This is a genomic window from Streptomyces sp. NPDC029138 (assembly GCF_055564375.1).
Window position 1 is genome coordinate 161,104 of the sequence record NZ_JBVHWM010000003.1, and the last position, 16,445, is coordinate 177,548.

Genomic DNA, 16,445 nt, shown 5'->3' on the forward strand with positions numbered 1-16,445 from the left:
GGGAGGTGCGCCCCGGTGTCACCTCAGAAGGCGATCATCCTTTCATCTCCCGCGACGCGCCGTCACCCGGCCGCCGTACGGCGGGTCACCCGTCGGCAGGAGCCCCGTAAGTCACTCGAAATGACTAATGACGGAACGTGAACCCCTTGTGCCGACCGGCCCGTCCCCCATTCGGAGTTGCAGCCGTACGAGGGACATGAGTCCGTTGGTGTCGTGTCCTGCCGGATCTCACTCAGGAGGAGACACATGGGCACCAACCACAACGGCCTGTCGGCCGAGAAGCTGAACGTCGTCTTCGCGGTCCGCGTCATCGAGGGCGGCGAGCAGGGCTTCCTGGATCTGTACGAGCAGCTCCGGAAGTCCGTGTCCAACACCCCCGGCCACATCGTCGAGCGGCTCGGAGAGCCCGTCGACGACTCCCGCCAGTGGGTCATCACCAGCGAGTGGCGGTCGGCCGAGGACTTCTTCGCCTGGCAGCAGAGCGCGGAGCACCAGGAGTTGGTGGCCCCGCTGCGCGAGTGGGTCGACCAGCGGCAGTCCATGCGGTTCCGTGTGATCAAGGAGACCAAGGGGGTGTCCGCATGACGGGCACCGTCAACGGCCCCGTCGCCGTCCTCGGTCTCGGCACGATGGGCGCCGGACTGGCCGGTCGCCTCCTCGACCAGGGGATACAGGTCCGGGTTTGGAACCGTACCCCGCAGCGCACCGCGCCGCTCTCCGAGGCGGGCGCCCACGCCGCCGCCCACCCCGCCGACGCCGTCGCGGGTACGAGCGCCGCCCTCTGCGTCGTGTCCGACGGCGAGGCCCTCGGCGCCGTGCTGCACGGCCCGGACGGCGTGCTGGCCGACGGCCCGTACCCCGGCGTCCTGATCTGCGCCAGCACCGTCGCCCCCGACGAGGTCGTGCAGATCGCCGGTGACGCGCCCTCGGTCCTGGACGTCGGCATGCTCGGCAACCGCGACCACGCCCGCGACGGAGAGCTGCGGCTGTTCGCCGGCGGCGACAAGCGCGTCTTCGACGCCGCCCGCCCGCTGCTGGAGACGCTGGGCAAGGAGGTCGTCCATCTGGGCGCACTCGGGTCCGGCATGCGGATGAAACTGCTCCTCAACCTGCTGATGGGCATAGAGGTGCAGGCGCTGGCCGAGGCCACCGAACTGGCGGGCGCCTGCGGCCTCGACCGGAAGCTGGTCCTCAAGACCATCGCGGGCAGCGGCTTCGCCTCGCCGGTCATGGCGTTCAAGTCCCGGCGCCTGGCCTCCGGCCGCTTCGACGAGCCGGACTTCCGGCTGCGGCTGATGGCGAAAGACCTCATGCTCGCTTCCAAGCAGGCGGCGACAGTCGGCCTGACTCTGCCGTTGGCGACCGCCGCGGCGGAGACCCACGTCCGCGCCACCGAGCAAGGACTGGGCGACCAGGACTGTGCCGCGGTCACCCGCGCACTCGCACCGAAACCGGAAACCGACACGTGATCATCGACATCCACGGGCATCTGTCCCCACCGGAAGCGGCCGAACGCTTCCCCATGCCCCCGAGCCTGACCGACGTCGACGGCATGCTCGCCGCCCGCGCCGAGGCCGGGATCGACCTCACCATCATCGGCAGCCCCGTCGGGGCCGGCGCGATGGCGCGGGTGCCGGGCGTCGACAACTACGCCCAGCCACGCGACCGGCTGCGCGGCTTCCACGCCTGGATGTCGGGGCTGATCCGCAGGTTCCCCGACCAGTTGCGCGGCTACGTGTACGCCAACCCGTTCGGCGACGACGATCACCTCGAAGGAGTCCGGGAGACCCTCGCGGACCCGGCCTTCGTCGGTCTGATCACCACGTCCAGCGTGCATGGGGAGCTGCTCGGCTCCCCGCGTGCCGACTCCTTCTTCGCGCTGGCCGCGGAGGCGGGGGTGCCGGTGCTGGTGCACGCCCCGGCCGAACCGGTCGGCACGGAACGGGTGGACGAGATCGGCTTCGTCGAGCAGATCGGCCGCTTCGGCGACGTCACGATGGGCATGGCCATGATCGCGTTCGCGGGATGGCTGGACAAGTACCCCGGTCTGCGGTTGATCGGCGCGACCGGCGGCGGCGCGATGGCGCTGCTGCCGGAGCGCCTCCAGACGGCGGCGCGCCCCCGGCACTGGGCCGGGGGGGCGCCGCCCTCCGGGCGGCCCCAGGCCGGTCCGCCCGGCTCCGCTGCGCCGAAGGCCGAGGACCGGGCGGCCGACGAGCCGGCGGCCAAGGCCATGCGGCCCGCCGCCGACCCGGCCGCCGCCCTGCGCCGCATGTACGTCGACACCAGCCCGTTCAGCCCCGCGCACCTGAGCCTGAACGCCGAAGTGCTGGGCCCCGAGCGGATGTTGTTCGGCACCGACTCGCCGCCGATGGCCGCGCCGCTGGAGGACTTCATCCACATGATCGAGAAGTTGCCGGTCGACGAGGCGTCCCAGCGGCTCATTCTCGGCGGCAACGCCCAGACCCTCTTCGACCTCAGGAGTCGTCCGTGACCACCACGCAAGAGGCCGTCGCCGCGGCCGAGCGGTGCACCCCGGAGTTCCGGCGCGATCCGCACGCGGTCTACGCCCATCTCCGCACAGCGGCGCCCGTCTGCCCCATGAGACCGCCGCACGGCAACGAGACGTATCTGATCACCCGGTACGACGACGCGCGGGCCGCCCTGTCGGACCCGCGGCTGAGCAAGGACATGTACGGGGCCATGGACGCCTACCGGAGGATCTTCGGTGACTCGTCCGTCGCGCTGGACGACAACATGCTCAACTCCGACGCGCCGAAGCACACGCGGCTGCGCCGGCTGGTCAACTCGGCGTTCACCCCCAGGCGCGTCGAGGCGCTGCGGCCACGGATCGAGGAGATCGTCCAGAACCTGCTGGACGAGTGCCCGACCCGGGAGCGCCTGGACCTGCTGCCCGTGTTCGCGTTCCCGCTGCCGATCATCGTGATCTGCGATCTGCTCGGCGTGCCGCCCGAGGACCGGGCGCGGATGCAGCACCTGTCCACCACGGTGGCGCAGACCGGCTTCGGCGAGGAGGCCAAGCGGGCCCAGCAGCGGGCGGAGGAGGATCTGCACGCCTACTTCACGGACCTCATCACCGCCAAGCGGGAGCGTCCGGGTGACGATCTGCTCAGCGCGCTCATCGCGGCCCGCGACAACGACGGCGGGCTGACGGAGAGCGAGTTGGTCTCCACGGCGTTCCTGCTGATGTTCGCCGGTCACAAGACGACCGCGTACCTCATCGGCAACGCCGTGCACCACCTGCTGTCCCATCCCGCCCAGCTGCGCGCCGTACGGGAGGACCCGGAGCTGATCCGTGCGGCGGTCGAGGAACTGGTGCGCTTCGACGGCTCCGTCGAGAGCGCGACGTTCCGCTACGCGACCGAGGACGTGGAGTACGGCGGGACACTGATCCCCAAGGGCGCCCTGGTCCAGATCGCGCTCAGCTCGGCCAACCGCGATCCGCTGAAGTTCGACGCGCCGGACGAGCTGGACGTGCGGCGGCCGGGCAACGCGCAGGACGCCCATATCGGCTTCGGGCACGGCAGCCACTACTGTCTGGGAGCCCCGCTGGCCCGGCTGGAGACACAGCTGGCCCTCACCCGCCTGTTCGACCGGTTCCCCCGGATGGCCCTGGCCGACCCCACCGGTGAACCGCGGTGGCTGGAAGTCCCGTTCCCGGCCTTCCGGGGCCTTGCGGAACTGCCGGTCGTCCTCGATCCCACGGGGTGAGCGGCAGCGGCACGCGGCAGACCCCCACCGCCCGGCCGGCGTGACCGGCCGGGCGGCGCCGTACCCGGTGCCGGGCAAACGAGACGCCCTAGGCGCTGGGCGGCAGTTGGGCCGGGCTGACCCGTTCGCCCAGCACGTCGGCCATGAACTGGACGAGCCAGCGCTGGGACGGGCTGCGGGACGCCTCGTGCCGGGCGTAGAGCGCGACCTCGATCGGCTCGGTCTCGAACGGGAGGCGCACCAGGCGCAGGCGATGGGACGCGGTGAAGACCTCCCCGACGTACTCGGGGACGATCGCGATCAGGTCGGTCCGCTCCAGCAGGTACGGCAGCATCGAGAAGCGGGTGGCGTCCACGGCGGCACGGTCCAGGAGCCCGTGGGTGGCGAGCACGGACCGGGGGACGACATGACCGCTGGGGCCGTACACCGTGGCGTGGTGCTCGGCCGCCAGCTCGGCCAGGGTGACGGAGGCGCCCCGGACGCGCGGGTGGTCGGCGGCGACCATGCCGACGTAGCGCTCGTGGAAGAGCGGGATGCGCACGGTGCGGTGGGAGGTCAGGACGGGCGTGGCGACGAAGGCGTCGAGTTCGCCGCAGCGCAGCTGGCCCTCGGCGTCGTCGACGTCCAGGGCGCGGACGGTGAACGACACCCGGGGCGCGCGTGCGCGGGCCGCAGCGACGAGGCGCGGCAGCAGGGTCACCTCGCCGAGGTCGGACAGGGCGAGGGTGAAGCGGCCCGCCATGGTCGCGGGGTCGAAGTCGTCGCCCTGGCGGATCGCTCCGTCGATGTCGGCCAGGGCGCGTTGCAGCGGCTCGTAGAGACGGCGGGCGCCGGCGGTCGGGGTCAGACCGCGGCCGGTGCGGCGGAAGAGGTCGTCGTCGAAGTGCCGGCGCAGTTTGGCCAGGCTGTAGCTGACCGTCGGCTGGGTGACATGGAGGGTCTCGGCGGTGGCCGTGACGCTGCCTGTCTCGTAGAGCAGCACGAAGACCCGGGCGAGGTTGAGATCGAAGCTGCTCATATCGATGGAGTCTATATCGCGGCGCGCCAACATTTATTGGTGGCCAGGTCGCGCGCTCCCTAGCGTGTGCTGCGTCACTTCCGAGAGGAACGCCTGTGCCGTCCGTGCGCCGCATCGCCCATGAGTTCCTGGAGCGCCAGGGACTGACCACCGTCTTCGGCAACCCCGGTTCGAACGAGCTGCCCTTCCTCACCGGCCTCCCGGACGGGTTCCAGTACGTGCTGTGCCTGCACGAGGGTGCCGCCGTGGGCATGGCGGACGGCTACGCCCAGGCGACCGGGCAACCCGTGCTGGTCAATCTGCACGCCGCCTCCGGCTCCGGCAACGCGATGGGCGCGCTGACGAACGCCGTGGCCTCGCGTACGCCCCTGGTGATCGTGGCCGGGCAGCAGGTGCGGCCGGCCATCGGACCGGAGGCCAACCTCGCCAACGTCGACGCCCCCGCGCTGATGAGGCCGCTCGTCGGCTGGGCCGCCGAACCGGCGTGCGCGCGGGACGTACCGCGCGCGCTCGCCCAGGCCGTCTTCGAGGCACGGTTGCAGCGCCGGCCGTCCTACCTCTCCGTCCCGTACGACGACTGGGCGGCCGACGCGGACGAGAACGCGGCGGCCGTGCTGGACCGGCGGGTCGAGCGCGCCGGGGTGCCCGGGAGCGAGCAGGGGCACCGGCTGGCCGAGGCGGTGGCCGGCGCGCGACGGCCCGCGCTCGTGCTGGGCGGGGACATCGACGCGGCCGGCCGCTTCGACGACGCGGTACGGCTGGCCGAGCGGCTCGGTGGCCCGGTGTGGGCGGCGCCGTCGCTCTTCCGGCTGCCCTTCCCCAACCGCCACCCGCTGTTCCGCGGTGTGCTCCCCGCCGGCATCGAGCCGATCTGCCAGGCCTTCGAGGGCCACGATCTGGTGCTGGTGCTCGGCGCCCCCGTCTTCCGCTACCACGAACATCTCCCCGGCCGGTATCTGCCGGCGGGCACCCGGCTGATCCAGGTGACGGAGGACGCGTCCGCCGCCGCGCGGGCGCCGATGGGCGAGGCGCTGGTCGCCGATCCCGGCGCGGTGATCGACCTGCTGGTGAAGGCGCTCGACGCGTCCGAGGTGCCCTCGGGCGACTACCGGGCCGTGCCGGCTCCGCGCTCGGCGGAGGGGCCGCGCCCGCATCCCGAGGAGGTCTTCGCGGCCCTGCGGGACGAACTGCCCGCCGACACGGCGTACGTGGTGGAGTCGACCTCGACCAATTCCTCGTGGTGGCGTCAGATGGACCTGCGCCGGCCCGGTTCCTACTACTTCCCGGCGGCCGGTGGTCTCGGGTTCGGGCTGCCCGGCGCGGTCGGGGTCGCCATGGCCCAGCCCGGCCGGCCGGTCGTGGGGGTGATCGGGGACGGCTCGGCCAACTACGGCATCACCGCGCTGTGGACGGCCGCCCAGCACCGGGTTCCGCTCACCGTGGTGCTGCTGCGCAACGGGACGTACGGCGCGTTGCGCTGGTTCGGCGGCCTCCTCGGTGTGCCGGACGCGCCGGGCCTGGACATCCCCGGCCTGGACTTCACCCGTATCGCGGAGGGCTACGGGGTGCCCGCCCGGCACGTCGACGGCGTGGACGAGTTGCGGGCGGTCCTCGCCGAACGCCCGGACGGCCCCCGGCTCGTCCAGGTCGACACGGCGCTCACCACGCCCTCCTGAGCACGTTCCGACCGCGAGCCTTGGCCGCACGGCGGTTTCACGAAGGGAATCCGATGACACTCCTGGACAGCGACGTCTGGAGCAAGAAGCTTTTCGGCGACGGCTGGAAGGACGCCACCCGCGAGCAGCCGGTCGTCGAGCCGGCGACCGGGGACCGGCTCGGCACCGTGGGCCTGGCCACTGCCGAGGAGGTGGGCCGTGCCGCCGCCCGGGCCGCCGAGGCGCAGCGGGCCTGGGCGGCCACCTCTCCGCAGGCCCGGGCGGCCGTACTGCGCCGCGCGGGTGAGCTGTTCACCGAGCACGCCGCCGAGATCGAGGACTGGCTGGTGCGGGAGGCGGGCTCTGTCCGGGCCAAGGCGGGTTTCGAGGTGGAGCTGGCGCGGGGCGAGTGCTTCGAGTGCGCGGCGCTGCCGACGTATCCGCAGGGTGAGGTGCTGACCTCCGAGGACCCCCGCTGGTCGTTCGCCCGCCGCCGTCCGGCCGGTGTGGTGAGCGTGATCGCGCCGTTCAACTTCCCGCTGATCCTCGGTCTGCGCTCGGTGGCTCCGGCGCTGGCGCTGGGCAACGCGGTGCTGCTCAAGCCGGATCCGCGCACGGCGGTGAGCGGGGGTGTCGTGATCGCGCGGGTCTTCGAGGAGGCCGGGCTGCCCTCCGGTGTGCTCCACCTGCTCCCCGGCGACGGCTCGGTCGGCGAGGCGGTCGTCGAGGCCCCCGAGGTGCGCGTCATCTCCTTCACCGGGTCAACACCGGTCGGGCGGGCGATCGGCGAGCGGGCCGGCCGTCTCCTCAAGCGGGCCCACCTCGAACTCGGCGGGAACAACGCCCTGGTGGTGCTGCCCGGGGCCGATGTGGGCAAGGCGGCCTCGGCCGGTGCCTTCGGCTCGTATCTGCACCAGGGGCAGATCTGCATGACGACCGGCCGCCACCTCGTGCACGAGTCCCTGCTGGACGAGTACACCGCCGCGCTCGCCGCGAAGGCCCGGGCGCTGCCCGTCGGCGACCCGGCCCGGGAGGACGTGGCTCTCGGCCCGATCATCGACCGGCGGCAGCTGGAGCGGGTGCACGGCATCGTCACCGAGAGCGTCGCGGCGGGCGCGACGCTGGCCGCGGGCGGCGAGATCGTGGGCTCCGGGTACCGCGCCACCGTACTGACCGGCCTGACCACCGACATGCCGGCGTGGCGCGAGGAGGTCTTCGGACCCGTCGCACCGGTCATCGGCTTCTCCACGCCGGAGGAGGCCGCGCGGATCGTCAACGACTGCGAGTACGGCCTGTCCGTCGGCATCCTCGGTGACGTCGGTACGGCGATGAAGCTCGCCGACCGGATCGACTCCGGCAAGGTCCACATCAACGAACAGACCGTCAGCGACGAGCCCAACGCGCCCTTCGGCGGGGTCAAGGCGTCGGGCACCGGCTCCCGGTTCGGCGGAGCAGCCGCCAACGTCGAGGCGTTCACCGAGACGCAGTGGCTCACCGTGCGGCCGGACATCGCCGCGTACCCGTTCTGAACCGGAGTTCAGCACCACTCTCAGCACCACCGCTCAGCACCCTCCCCATCTCCGTCTCCCGCAGCCGCTCACAGGGGGAACACCGCCATGGCATCCATCGCCTCGTCCAACGCGTCCGGCACCACCGCGGGGACCGGCACCGCCGGACGCAACCTCTGGACGGTGGTCCTGTGCTGGATCACCGTCCTGCTGGAGGGCTACGACCTCGTGGTCCTCGGCGCCATCATCCCGACCCTGCTCAAGACACGTCACCTCGGCATGACAGCGGGCGACGCGACCACCGTCGCCACGCTGTCGCTCGTCGGCGTCGCCATCGGCGCGGTGCTGGTCGGTCCGCTGGCCGACCGGCTGGGCCGGCGCCTGCTGCTCATCGGTTCGGTGGTGGTGTTCTCGGTCTTCACGCTCCTGGTGCCGCTCGCCGGCTCGGTCACGATGTTCGCCGCACTCCGCCTGATGGCCGGTCTGGGACTCGGCGCGTGCATGCCCGTGTCCCTGACGATGATGGCCGAGCACATGCCGGCGAGCCGGCGGGCGCGCGCCAGCACGCTGACCATGACCGGCTACCACACCGGTGCGGTGATCACCTCGCTCCTTGCGCTCCAGGTGACCGACGACTGGAAGGTCCTCTTCTACGTCCTCGGTGTCGCCGGACTGGTCGTCGCCGTCGTCCAGTGGTTCCGGCTGCCGGAGTCGGAGGCGTTCGTCCGCGCCCAGGAGGCGCCCGGCGCCGAGCGCGTTCCGTTCACCGAACTCCTCAAGCCGGCCTACCTCCGCGCCGGCATCGGGATCTGGGTCGCCTCGTTCATGGGCCTGTTGCTGGTCTACGGCCTCAACACCTGGCTGCCCAAGCTCATGAACGACGCCGGATACCCCGTCCCCACGGCCGTCACCCAGCTCCTCGTCCTGAACGTCGGCGGTGTGGCCGGCCTGGTGCTGGGCGGCTTCGTGGCCGACCGGCGCGGCATCAAACTCACCACGCTGGGCTGGTTCGCGGTCTCGGTGGGCATGCTGGCCTGTCTCAGCGTCAAGATGGACAGCGACCTGCTGCTCGACACCGTCGTCTTCCTCACCGGCGTGTTCGTCTTCTCGGCGCAGGTGCTGGTCTACGCCTATGTGACGAACTTCTATCCGGCCTCCGTCCGCGGCACCGCGCTCGGCTCCGCGTCCGGCATCGGCCGCATCGGCTCCATCGTCGGCCCGTCGATCACGGGCGCCCTGGTGTCCGCCGGGATCGGCCACCCTTGGGGCTTCTACTTCTTCGCCACGGTGGCCGTCCTGGCCTTCCTGGCCGTCCTCACCCTCCCGGCCCGGCCTCCGCAGGAGTCCACCACCGAGCCCACCACCTGACGGAGCCGGGCGCTTCACCGTCCCTCGGGGAACCCATCGCTGGTGATGAAGTAGAACACCGGGAGCACGACGAAGACGGCGACCGCCAGCAGCGGCGCGACGAGGACGCCGAGGAGCCCGGCGGCGCCGTACGTCAGGGCTCCCACCCAGGAGCGCAGGCGTCCGTGCCGTACGTACGTGCTCTCCACGTCCGGGGTCAACAGGTCAGGTCGGCGGGCCAGTTGGTGGTAGAAGGCCACCCAGCTCAGGCACATCACCGCCGCCAGCCCGGCATAGAGGGCGACGGCGACCCGGGCGTCGGAACCGGCGGGGTCCGCCTGGAGCGCGTCGGCGAGGACCGCGGTGGGGAACGACAGCGCCGCCGTGCTGAACAGCAGCAGCAGATTCGCGGCGTGCAGCCCGCGGTCCATGACGCGGACCCGTACGAAGGCCTGATGGTGGTTCAGCCAGATGACCGACACGTATCCGAAGGAGGCCAGGTAGCCGAGGTAGGCGGGCCACTGGGCCAGCAGGGCGTGGCCGAGGCCGCCCGGCCGGTGCGGTGGATCGGCGAGGCCGAGGGCCAGCAGTGTGACGGCGATGGCCAGCACGCCGTCGCTGAAGGCTTCCGCGCGGGTGGTGTCGGAGCGGGAGAAACCACGGAGGCGGGTGCGGGACACGCTGGCTCCTGGACGTGCTTGTTCACAACGAGACGGGAAGGGACGGGGCGGGGCCGGGACGGGTGCGTCAGGCCCCGCTGCCCGCTCTGAGGGGGCTCACCTGGGGCACGGACGCCTTTCCGGTGTTGGAGACCTTGCCGCCGGTCCAGCGGACCGAGAGCGAGGTGGTCTCGTCGGGCGGGGTGACCAGCAGCGCTTCCGGCGTGACGGTGGTGACACCGGTGATCGCCGGATCGGTGTAGCTCAGCCCCGCCCAGGCATCGGCCCCCGGGGCGAGCGTCACCCGCTGTTGCCGCTGGCCGGTGGCCCGCTCGGGGTCCGGGGTGACGGCCTCGCCCGCCGCGTTCACGAAGGCCACACCCGGGAAGCCGTAGAGGCTGCACGTGCGCGGGGACCGGTTGGTCAGCACGAGGGCGAAGTTCTCCTGGCCGGCCCCGGGGTGGTCGAGCCCGAGGGACGCCTTCAGGTCGGAGGTGCGGCAGCGTTTCGGGACCGGTGCGGCGGGCGACGCCGCCGTACCCGTGCGGGTCGGCTCGGCTGTGCTGGAGGTGCCGCCGCCGGCGGGCCCCGAGGCGGTCGCCGACGGCGTACGGGTGGCGGCGCCGGACGCGCGCCTGGCGCCACCGGCGGTGTCGTCCGCGCTGTGGCTCGTACACGCGGTCAGCACGGCGCAACAGGCGAGCACGGCGGGCAGGATGCGACGGTACGTCATGGTGCTTCTTCCTCGGGGCACACGGGCGCCGTGGCAGGTGTGTGCGCCGGCCCGGGGGCCGGCGCGGGAGCGGGCGACGGAGTCGTGTCAGTGACCGGAGCGGACGGACCGGACCGCGCGCAGGATCAGGTCGGTGACGGGGCCGGGGTCGCTCACGGACACCGCGTGCGGGGCGCGGACGGTGACGGTGTGGGCGCGGGCGCGCTCGGCCATCCAGCGTTCGGCGGCCGGCGGGATGTTGCGGTCCTCGGTGGCCACCAGGTACCAGCTGGGGATCTTCTTCCAGGCGGCGGCGGTGGCCGGCTCCTGGAGCGCGGCCAGGGTGATCGGGCGCTGGCCAGCGGCCATGACCTGGGCGGTCGGCACGGGGACGCCGGCGGCGAACTGGTTGCGGAAGAGGTCCTTCCTGATGACCAGTTCCTCGCCCTGGCCGCCGTCGGGCAGCGGGTAGTGCTGGCTGACGGTCGCCTGTCCCAGGGTGCTGCCGGGGAACTTGTCGGTGAGCTGGAGGGCGCTCTCCCCGGTCTCGGGGACGAAGGCGGCGATGTAGACCAGCGCCTTGACGCGCGGGAGGTCGGCAGCGGCCTGGCTGATGACGGCGCCGCCGTAGGAGTGTCCGACCAGGACGATCGGTCCGCTGACGCTCTCCAGGACGCTGCGGATGTAGGCGGCGTCGCTCGCCAGTCCGCGCAGGGGCAGGGCGGGCACCAGCACACGGTGGCCCTGCCGCAGCAGGCGCTGGACGACGGCGCGCCAACTGGAGCCGTCGGCGAACGCACCGTGGATCAGGACGATGGTGGGGTCGGCCGGGCGGCCGTGTCCGGTGGCCGGACGGCCGGCGTCGGCCGGCGCGGCGTGCGCGATTCCGGCCGTTCCAAGGGCGGCGGCGCCGGCCAGGAGGGACGTGGTCACGGTTCGGCGCGAGATCGGTGGGTTCATCGTTCGCTCTCGGTCAGGGGTGGACAGTGGATGCCGCGGGGCGACGGACGGCCGGCTGCCGGCCGTGGTCAGCGGGAGGTGGCCCGGACGGCGTCCTCGATCAGACGGACGACGTGCTCGGGGTGGGCGAGCATGACCAGGTGGGAGGAGTCCACCTCGACGGTGGTCATGCCGGCCCGCCGGTACCCGTAGCGCTCCACGTCGGGGTTGATGGTGTGGTCGGCGGAGGAGACCAGTCCCCAGGACGGCTTGGTCTTCCAGGCCGCGGCCGGGGCCGGCTCGCTGAACGCCTGGGCGGCCAGCGGGCGCTGGGACACGGCGAGGACGGAGGTGAGGCGGGGGTCGACGTCGGCGGCGAAGATGGCCGGGAACTTGTCGGGCTGGACCGACACGTCGGTTCCGGGCTGGTCCGAACCCTCGATCGGGAACGGGGTGTAGACGAGGGCGGCGGCCAGGTCGGAGTCGGGGAAGCGGCCCTGTAGCTCGCCGAGGCTCTCGCCCTCCTCCAGGGCGTAACCGGCCAGGTAGACCAGCGCGCTGACGTTGTCCTCGGTCCCGGCGACCGTGATGACGGCGCCGCCGTAGGAGTGGCCCACCAGGACGACGGGGCCGGGGATCTGGCGGACGATCGCGGCGACGTAGGCGGCGTCCCCGATCAGGCTGCGGTTGGGCACGGCCGGGGCGACGACGTCCAGGCCGCGGGCGATCAGCCGGGGAATGACCTCGGCGTAGCTGGACGCGTCCGCGAAGGCTCCGTGGACGAGGACGACGGTGGGTGTGTCGGTACGGGACATGGGGAAACTCCCTGGTCGGTGGGATGGGTGCCGCCCGCGCCCGGCTGTCGGGCGGATGGGTGGCTCATGGGCGGGTGCCGGGGCCGCGAGGCGTCCGGACGGGTCAGTGGTCCGGTTCGTGCGCGGAGCGCGCCACCACGCCGTGGGCGAAACCTCCGGTACGTCCGAGACCTTAGGGCGGGCGCAAGAGGGCGGATTGACTGTGTGCGCACCACCTGTGGCCTGAGCGCGCTCACCGGCCGCCGGCCCGTCCGACGGCGTCGTTCCGTCGGATCGCGGCATCCAGGCGGTCGGGGGGTCGGACGCGTGGTGGAGCCCCGGCGGCCCTGGGGCGGACGGGTCAGGCGGTGTGCAGGGCGGTGTGCAGGGTGTCCGTCACCTGGATGCGGGCCGCCCTGGACGCGACGGTGCCGCGGAGCACGTCGAACAGGACGAATCCGTGGATCGTCCCGTGGTAGCGGATGGACACGACCGGGACGTCCGCCTCCCTCAGGCGGGAGGCGTAGGCCTCGCCCTCGTCGCGGAGCACGTCCGCCTCCGCGGTCAGGACGAGCGTCGGCGGCAGGCCCCGCAGAGACCGGGTGGGTGCGCGCAGCGGGGAGACGGTGTCGTGCGTCCGGACCCGTGGGTCCGGTGCGTACTGCTCCCAGTAGTCGCGCATGGCCGCGCGGCTCAGGAAGTAGCCGTCGGCGAACTGGTCGTAGGAGGGGGTGTCCATCGCGGCGTCGGTCACCGGGCAGAGCAGCACCTGGTGCCGGAAGGCGGGACCGCCGCGCTGCCGCGCCAGGAGGGCGAGCGAGGCGGCGTGCTGGGCGCCCGCGCTGGCTCCGACGACGGCCATCCTGCTCCCGTCCAGCCGGCACGACGGGCCGTGCCGGGCGATCCACCGGGCCACGGTGTACGCCCGCTCGACCGCGCCCGGATAGCGGTTGTCGTCCGGCGCGTCGTACTCCGGGATGACCACGGCGGCGTCCGCTCCGAGGACGAGGTCCGTCACCAGGTGCCGGTGCGCGTACGCGTCGGTCAGCATCCAGCCCAGTCCGTGCAGGTAGAGCACGACCGGCAGGGCCTCGTCGCTGCCGGCGGGGCGGAGGATGCGCACTCGGACGCGGTGGCCGTCGCTGCCCGGCAGGGCCAGCCACTCCTCCTCGATGTCCGGCTCGTCCCCTCCGTCACCGGTCCACAGGGACGCCATCCGCGCCTTGGCGCCGGCCGCGTCCGGGTCCGAGGACGCGGGCAGTGTGTACGTCTCGACGAAGGCGCGTGTCAGCCGCTCCAGGACGGGCGCGGCCCCGGGGGCGGGAACGTCGTCTGGCAAGAGAACTCCTGCGCATGGGCCCGGCCGTTCGCGGGACCGGGCCGTCGGAAAGGGTGCCGGCCCCTCCCCCGCGGCCGGGCAGGCAGGCGTGCGGCGCCGGAGGCGGCTCCACCGACACGGCTACCCAGCCTAGGGCGCGTCGACCGGCACGCGGGCCGCGCCGCGGTTCGGACACTTGCCGCTGCGTGCACAGTTTCGGCCGGTCAGCCGTCCCCGCTCACGGCCTCCCCGGTCGGCCCGGTACGGCTGCGCCACTCGCGAAGTGACATGCGGTGGGCCGCGCGGAAACCGCGGCCGAAGTGGGTGACGTCGGCGCCCGACCCTCGCGCGGTCATCTCCGAGCGAGATGACTGACATCCCGAACGATCGCGCCAGATGAGGAAGGCGGCCGACGGCGGGGGCGTTGTGGCTGCGTGACGAAAGAAGGTGCACATGTCCACACCACGTGATCTCCGGCGTGGGACCGGCTCCGCGCAGGATGGGCACGGCGTGCCGGGCGGGCTGGTCGCGCTCCTGGCCGTCGCGTCCGGGATGACGGTCGCCAACCTCTACTACGCGCAGCCGCTGCTGTCGTCGTTGAGCGACGTGTTCGGGATCAGCGCGGCCACCGCCGGCACGCTGATCACTCTGACCCAGATCGGCTACGTCCTCGGCATGGTCTTCCTGGTCCCGCTCGGCGACCGGCTGGAGAAGCGCAATCTGATCACCGTCCTGCTGATGGTCACGACGGCCGCACTCGTGGTGGCGGGACTGGCCCCGAACTTCCCCGTGCTGCTGATCGCCGCGCTGATCAGCGGTGCCACCTCGGTGGTGGCCCAGATCCTGGTGCCCTTCGCCGCGAGCCTCGCGCCGGACCACGCCAGGGGCCGGGTCGTCGGCCGGGTCATGAGCGGTCTCCTCACCGGCATCCTGCTCTCCCGGACCCTCAGCAGCCTGGTCTCCGACGTCGCCGGCTGGCGGGTGGTCTTCCTCGGCTCCGCCGTCCTGATGGCCGTGCTCACGGTGGCGCTGCGCGCCGCCCTCCCCGACCACGCCCCCACCACCTCCGTCCCGTACCACCACGTGCTGCGTTCCACGGTCCACCTGGTGCGCGTCCATCCCCCGCTGCGGCGCCGCGGGCTGTACCAGGCGGCGATGTTCGGTGCGTTCAGCGCGTTCTGGACCACGGTCTCCTTCGTCCTGACCGGTCCACGCTTCCACTACTCACCGGTCGGCGTCGGCGTCTTCGCGCTCGTGGGCGCGGCGGGTGCGGCGGTGGCCCCGTTCGCCGGACACTGGGCCGACCGAGGACTCACTCGGCCCATGACCGGTGCCGCGTTCGTGGTCGCCGCGCTGGCCTTCGTGCTCGCGGGTCTGGGCGGCCACAGCATCGTCCTGATAGCCCTGGCCGCGATCCTGATCGACATGGCCGTACAGGCGACGCTCATCCTCGGGCAGCACACCGTCTACGCGCTCGACCCCGGCGCCCGGGCCCGTCTCAACAGCGCCTTCATCGCCATGTTCTTCGTCGGCGGCGCGGTCGGCTCCCAGCTCGGGGCCATGGTCTACCACGCCGGCGGCTGGGCCGGACTCACCGTCCTCGGAGCCGCGCTCCCGCTGGCCGCGCTCGCCTACTGGGCCTTCGAGCGGCCCCGGGCGGCGCAGCCGACCCCGGACGGGGAAACCCTCGACTGAGGGCGCCGAACGGCCCGGTCGACATTCCGTTCGTAGGTGCCTGACGCGGCCGTCCCGCCGTCGGGCGCACCCTACGATGCGGCACGGGCCCCGCCCCGGACCAAGCACCCCGCACCCCCGCACCCCCCGCACCCGCCCGAAGGAGCACACGATGGATCTGCGGCAGATGGAGGTCGTCGTCGCGGTGGCCGACGCGGGCGGCTTCACAGCGGCGGCGCGACAGCTGCACGTGGTCCAGTCGGCGGTGTCGGGCACGGTCCGCACCCTCGAACGCGAGCTGGGCACTCCCCTCTTCGACCGCACCACCCACCGCGTCGCGCTGACGCCGGCGGGCGAGGCGTTCGTGCCGGCGGCGCGCGCCGCCCTGCGGGCCGCGGAAGCCGCCCGGGAGGCGGTCGACGCGGTGCGGGGGCAGCTGCGCGGCCGGATCACGGTGGGCACGATGCAGGGGGTCTGGGCCGGACTCCACCATGCCCTGGCCGCGCTGCGGGCGGAGCATCCGGGGCTCGGCGTGCAGCTGCGGCAGGCGGCGGTCGCCGACATCCGGCAGGCGCTGCGCGAGGGCACGGTGGACCTGGCCGTGGTGGCGCTGGACCGCCAGCAGCAGCGCGGGCTGACCACCCGGCTGCTGTCCCAGGAGGAGATGGTGCTGGTCGCCTCGCCACGCCGGGTCGTGGGGGCCACGACGCCCCAGGGCGAGGTGGAACTCGCCGATGCCGCCCGGCTGCCGCTGGTGGACTTCAGCCCCGGCTGGGCGATCCGCCACTCGGTGGACCGGGCCTTCCGGGCCGCGGGCGTCGACCGGACCACGACGTTCGAGGTGAACGACATCGTGGCGGCGGCCGAGCTGGTCCGCAACGACCTGGGGATCTGCATCCTGCCCCGGTCGATCGCGCACCGCTTCCCCGACCTGACCCCCTACGGGTTCCGGCACCACGCACCCCACTGGAAGATCATGCTGGTGCGCCCTCCGGGTGAGGCGTCACCCGCGGTCGCGGCACTGTGGCGGCACTTCACCTGACCATTTCTGCCTGCGTTCTTCCTGGTGATCCCCGGGTGCCTGCTGGT

15 protein-coding genes are annotated in these 16,445 nt (G+C 72.8%); 9 read left to right on the forward strand and 6 right to left on the reverse strand.

Annotated elements, in window-relative coordinates:
* Positions 1-246 precede the first annotated feature (246 nt).
* From ACZ4WH_RS04745 to ACZ4WH_RS04760, 4 genes are read left to right on the forward strand one after another with little or no spacing between them, the layout of a single operon-like run.
* On the forward strand, positions 247-585 hold the full coding sequence (locus tag ACZ4WH_RS04745; RefSeq protein ID WP_468176591.1) for an antibiotic biosynthesis monooxygenase family protein: 339 nt from the start codon (positions 247-249) through the stop codon (positions 583-585).
* Positions 582-1,469 (forward strand): NAD(P)-dependent oxidoreductase, encoded by an 888-nt coding sequence (locus tag ACZ4WH_RS04750; protein WP_468176593.1) that lies wholly within the window; start codon positions 582-584, stop codon positions 1,467-1,469. The genes ACZ4WH_RS04745 and ACZ4WH_RS04750 overlap by 4 nt, the downstream gene beginning before the upstream one ends.
* Positions 1,466-2,494, forward strand: coding sequence for an amidohydrolase family protein (locus ACZ4WH_RS04755; RefSeq protein ID WP_468176595.1), 1,029 nt, complete (start codon positions 1,466-1,468; stop codon positions 2,492-2,494). The genes ACZ4WH_RS04750 and ACZ4WH_RS04755 overlap by 4 nt, the downstream gene beginning before the upstream one ends.
* Entirely contained in the window at positions 2,491-3,732 is a 1,242-nt protein-coding gene (locus ACZ4WH_RS04760; RefSeq protein ID WP_468176597.1) for a cytochrome P450 family protein, read from the forward strand. Before ACZ4WH_RS04755 ends, ACZ4WH_RS04760 begins: the two co-directional genes overlap by 4 nt.
* Before the next feature lie 88 nt (positions 3,733-3,820).
* Here the strand turns inward: ACZ4WH_RS04760 and ACZ4WH_RS04765 are convergent, their stop codons facing one another.
* Positions 3,821-4,750 carry a LysR family transcriptional regulator gene (locus tag ACZ4WH_RS04765; RefSeq protein WP_468176599.1) on the reverse strand — a complete coding sequence of 310 codons (930 nt, stop codon included), beginning with the start codon at positions 4,748-4,750 and terminating at the stop codon, positions 3,821-3,823.
* Positions 4,751-4,845: 95 nt separating this feature from the next.
* On the opposite strand from ACZ4WH_RS04765, the gene mdlC reads away from it, so the two are divergent.
* From mdlC to ACZ4WH_RS04780, 3 genes are all read left to right on the forward strand, one after another.
* Positions 4,846-6,426, forward strand: coding sequence for a benzoylformate decarboxylase (gene mdlC, locus ACZ4WH_RS04770; protein ID WP_468176601.1), 1,581 nt, complete (start codon positions 4,846-4,848; stop codon positions 6,424-6,426).
* A 53-nt stretch (positions 6,427-6,479) separates the two neighbouring features.
* On the forward strand, positions 6,480-7,934 hold the full coding sequence (locus ACZ4WH_RS04775) for a benzaldehyde dehydrogenase (RefSeq protein WP_468176603.1): 1,455 nt from the start codon (positions 6,480-6,482) through the stop codon (positions 7,932-7,934).
* Between the two features lie 87 nt (positions 7,935-8,021).
* The gene (locus ACZ4WH_RS04780; protein WP_468176605.1) at positions 8,022-9,281 is read left to right on the forward strand and encodes an MFS transporter; all 1,260 of its coding nucleotides are present in this window, start codon (positions 8,022-8,024) and stop codon (positions 9,279-9,281) included.
* A 14-nt stretch (positions 9,282-9,295) separates the two neighbouring features.
* Here the strand turns inward: ACZ4WH_RS04780 and ACZ4WH_RS04785 are convergent, their stop codons facing one another.
* The 5 genes from ACZ4WH_RS04785 to ACZ4WH_RS04805 form a co-directional block, all read right to left on the reverse strand.
* Positions 9,296-9,940, reverse strand: a complete 645-nt coding sequence (locus tag ACZ4WH_RS04785) for a TMEM175 family protein (RefSeq protein ID WP_468176607.1) — start codon at positions 9,938-9,940, stop codon at positions 9,296-9,298.
* A gap of 67 nt (positions 9,941-10,007) precedes the next feature.
* Positions 10,008-10,652 (reverse strand): DUF4232 domain-containing protein, encoded by a 645-nt coding sequence (locus ACZ4WH_RS04790; RefSeq protein ID WP_468176609.1) that lies wholly within the window; start codon positions 10,650-10,652, stop codon positions 10,008-10,010.
* A gap of 87 nt (positions 10,653-10,739) precedes the next feature.
* The gene (locus ACZ4WH_RS04795) at positions 10,740-11,591 is read right to left on the reverse strand and encodes an alpha/beta fold hydrolase (RefSeq protein WP_468176611.1); all 852 of its coding nucleotides are present in this window, start codon (positions 11,589-11,591) and stop codon (positions 10,740-10,742) included.
* A gap of 68 nt (positions 11,592-11,659) precedes the next feature.
* Entirely contained in the window at positions 11,660-12,385 is a 726-nt protein-coding gene (locus tag ACZ4WH_RS04800) for an alpha/beta fold hydrolase (RefSeq protein ID WP_468176613.1), read from the reverse strand.
* A 340-nt stretch (positions 12,386-12,725) separates the two neighbouring features.
* Positions 12,726-13,703 (reverse strand): alpha/beta hydrolase, encoded by a 978-nt coding sequence (locus ACZ4WH_RS04805; RefSeq protein WP_468176615.1) that lies wholly within the window; start codon positions 13,701-13,703, stop codon positions 12,726-12,728.
* A 432-nt stretch (positions 13,704-14,135) separates the two neighbouring features.
* Between ACZ4WH_RS04805 and ACZ4WH_RS04810 the strand changes: the two genes are divergently transcribed.
* Positions 14,136-15,377 carry an MFS transporter gene (locus ACZ4WH_RS04810; protein WP_468176617.1) on the forward strand — a complete coding sequence of 414 codons (1,242 nt, stop codon included), beginning with the start codon at positions 14,136-14,138 and terminating at the stop codon, positions 15,375-15,377.
* A gap of 151 nt (positions 15,378-15,528) precedes the next feature.
* Positions 15,529-16,398: a LysR family transcriptional regulator gene (locus tag ACZ4WH_RS04815; protein WP_468176619.1), complete on the forward strand. Its 870-nt coding sequence runs from the start codon at positions 15,529-15,531 to the stop codon at positions 16,396-16,398.
* The last annotated feature ends 47 nt before the right edge of the window (positions 16,399-16,445 follow it).

Excerpts from the sequence above, each read along its gene's own strand:
- ACZ4WH_RS04775 (WP_468176603.1), top strand. The coding sequence starts at position 6,480 with ATGACACTCCTGGACAGCGACGTCTGGAGCAAGAAGCTTTTCGGCGAC.
- ACZ4WH_RS04810 (WP_468176617.1), top strand. The coding sequence starts at position 14,136 with ATGTCCACACCACGTGATCTCCGGCGTGGGACCGGCTCCGCGCAGGAT.
- ACZ4WH_RS04745 (WP_468176591.1), top strand. The coding sequence starts at position 247 with ATGGGCACCAACCACAACGGCCTGTCGGCCGAGAAGCTGAACGTCGTC.
- ACZ4WH_RS04765 (WP_468176599.1), bottom strand. The coding sequence starts at position 4,750 with ATGAGCAGCTTCGATCTCAACCTCGCCCGGGTCTTCGTGCTGCTCTAC.
- ACZ4WH_RS04795 (WP_468176611.1), bottom strand. The coding sequence starts at position 11,591 with ATGAACCCACCGATCTCGCGCCGAACCGTGACCACGTCCCTCCTGGCC.
- ACZ4WH_RS04750 (WP_468176593.1), top strand. The coding sequence starts at position 582 with ATGACGGGCACCGTCAACGGCCCCGTCGCCGTCCTCGGTCTCGGCACG.
- ACZ4WH_RS04780 (WP_468176605.1), top strand. The coding sequence starts at position 8,022 with ATGGCATCCATCGCCTCGTCCAACGCGTCCGGCACCACCGCGGGGACC.
- ACZ4WH_RS04800 (WP_468176613.1), bottom strand. The coding sequence starts at position 12,385 with ATGTCCCGTACCGACACACCCACCGTCGTCCTCGTCCACGGAGCCTTC.
- ACZ4WH_RS04790 (WP_468176609.1), bottom strand. The coding sequence starts at position 10,652 with ATGACGTACCGTCGCATCCTGCCCGCCGTGCTCGCCTGTTGCGCCGTG.
- ACZ4WH_RS04815 (WP_468176619.1), top strand. The coding sequence starts at position 15,529 with ATGGATCTGCGGCAGATGGAGGTCGTCGTCGCGGTGGCCGACGCGGGC.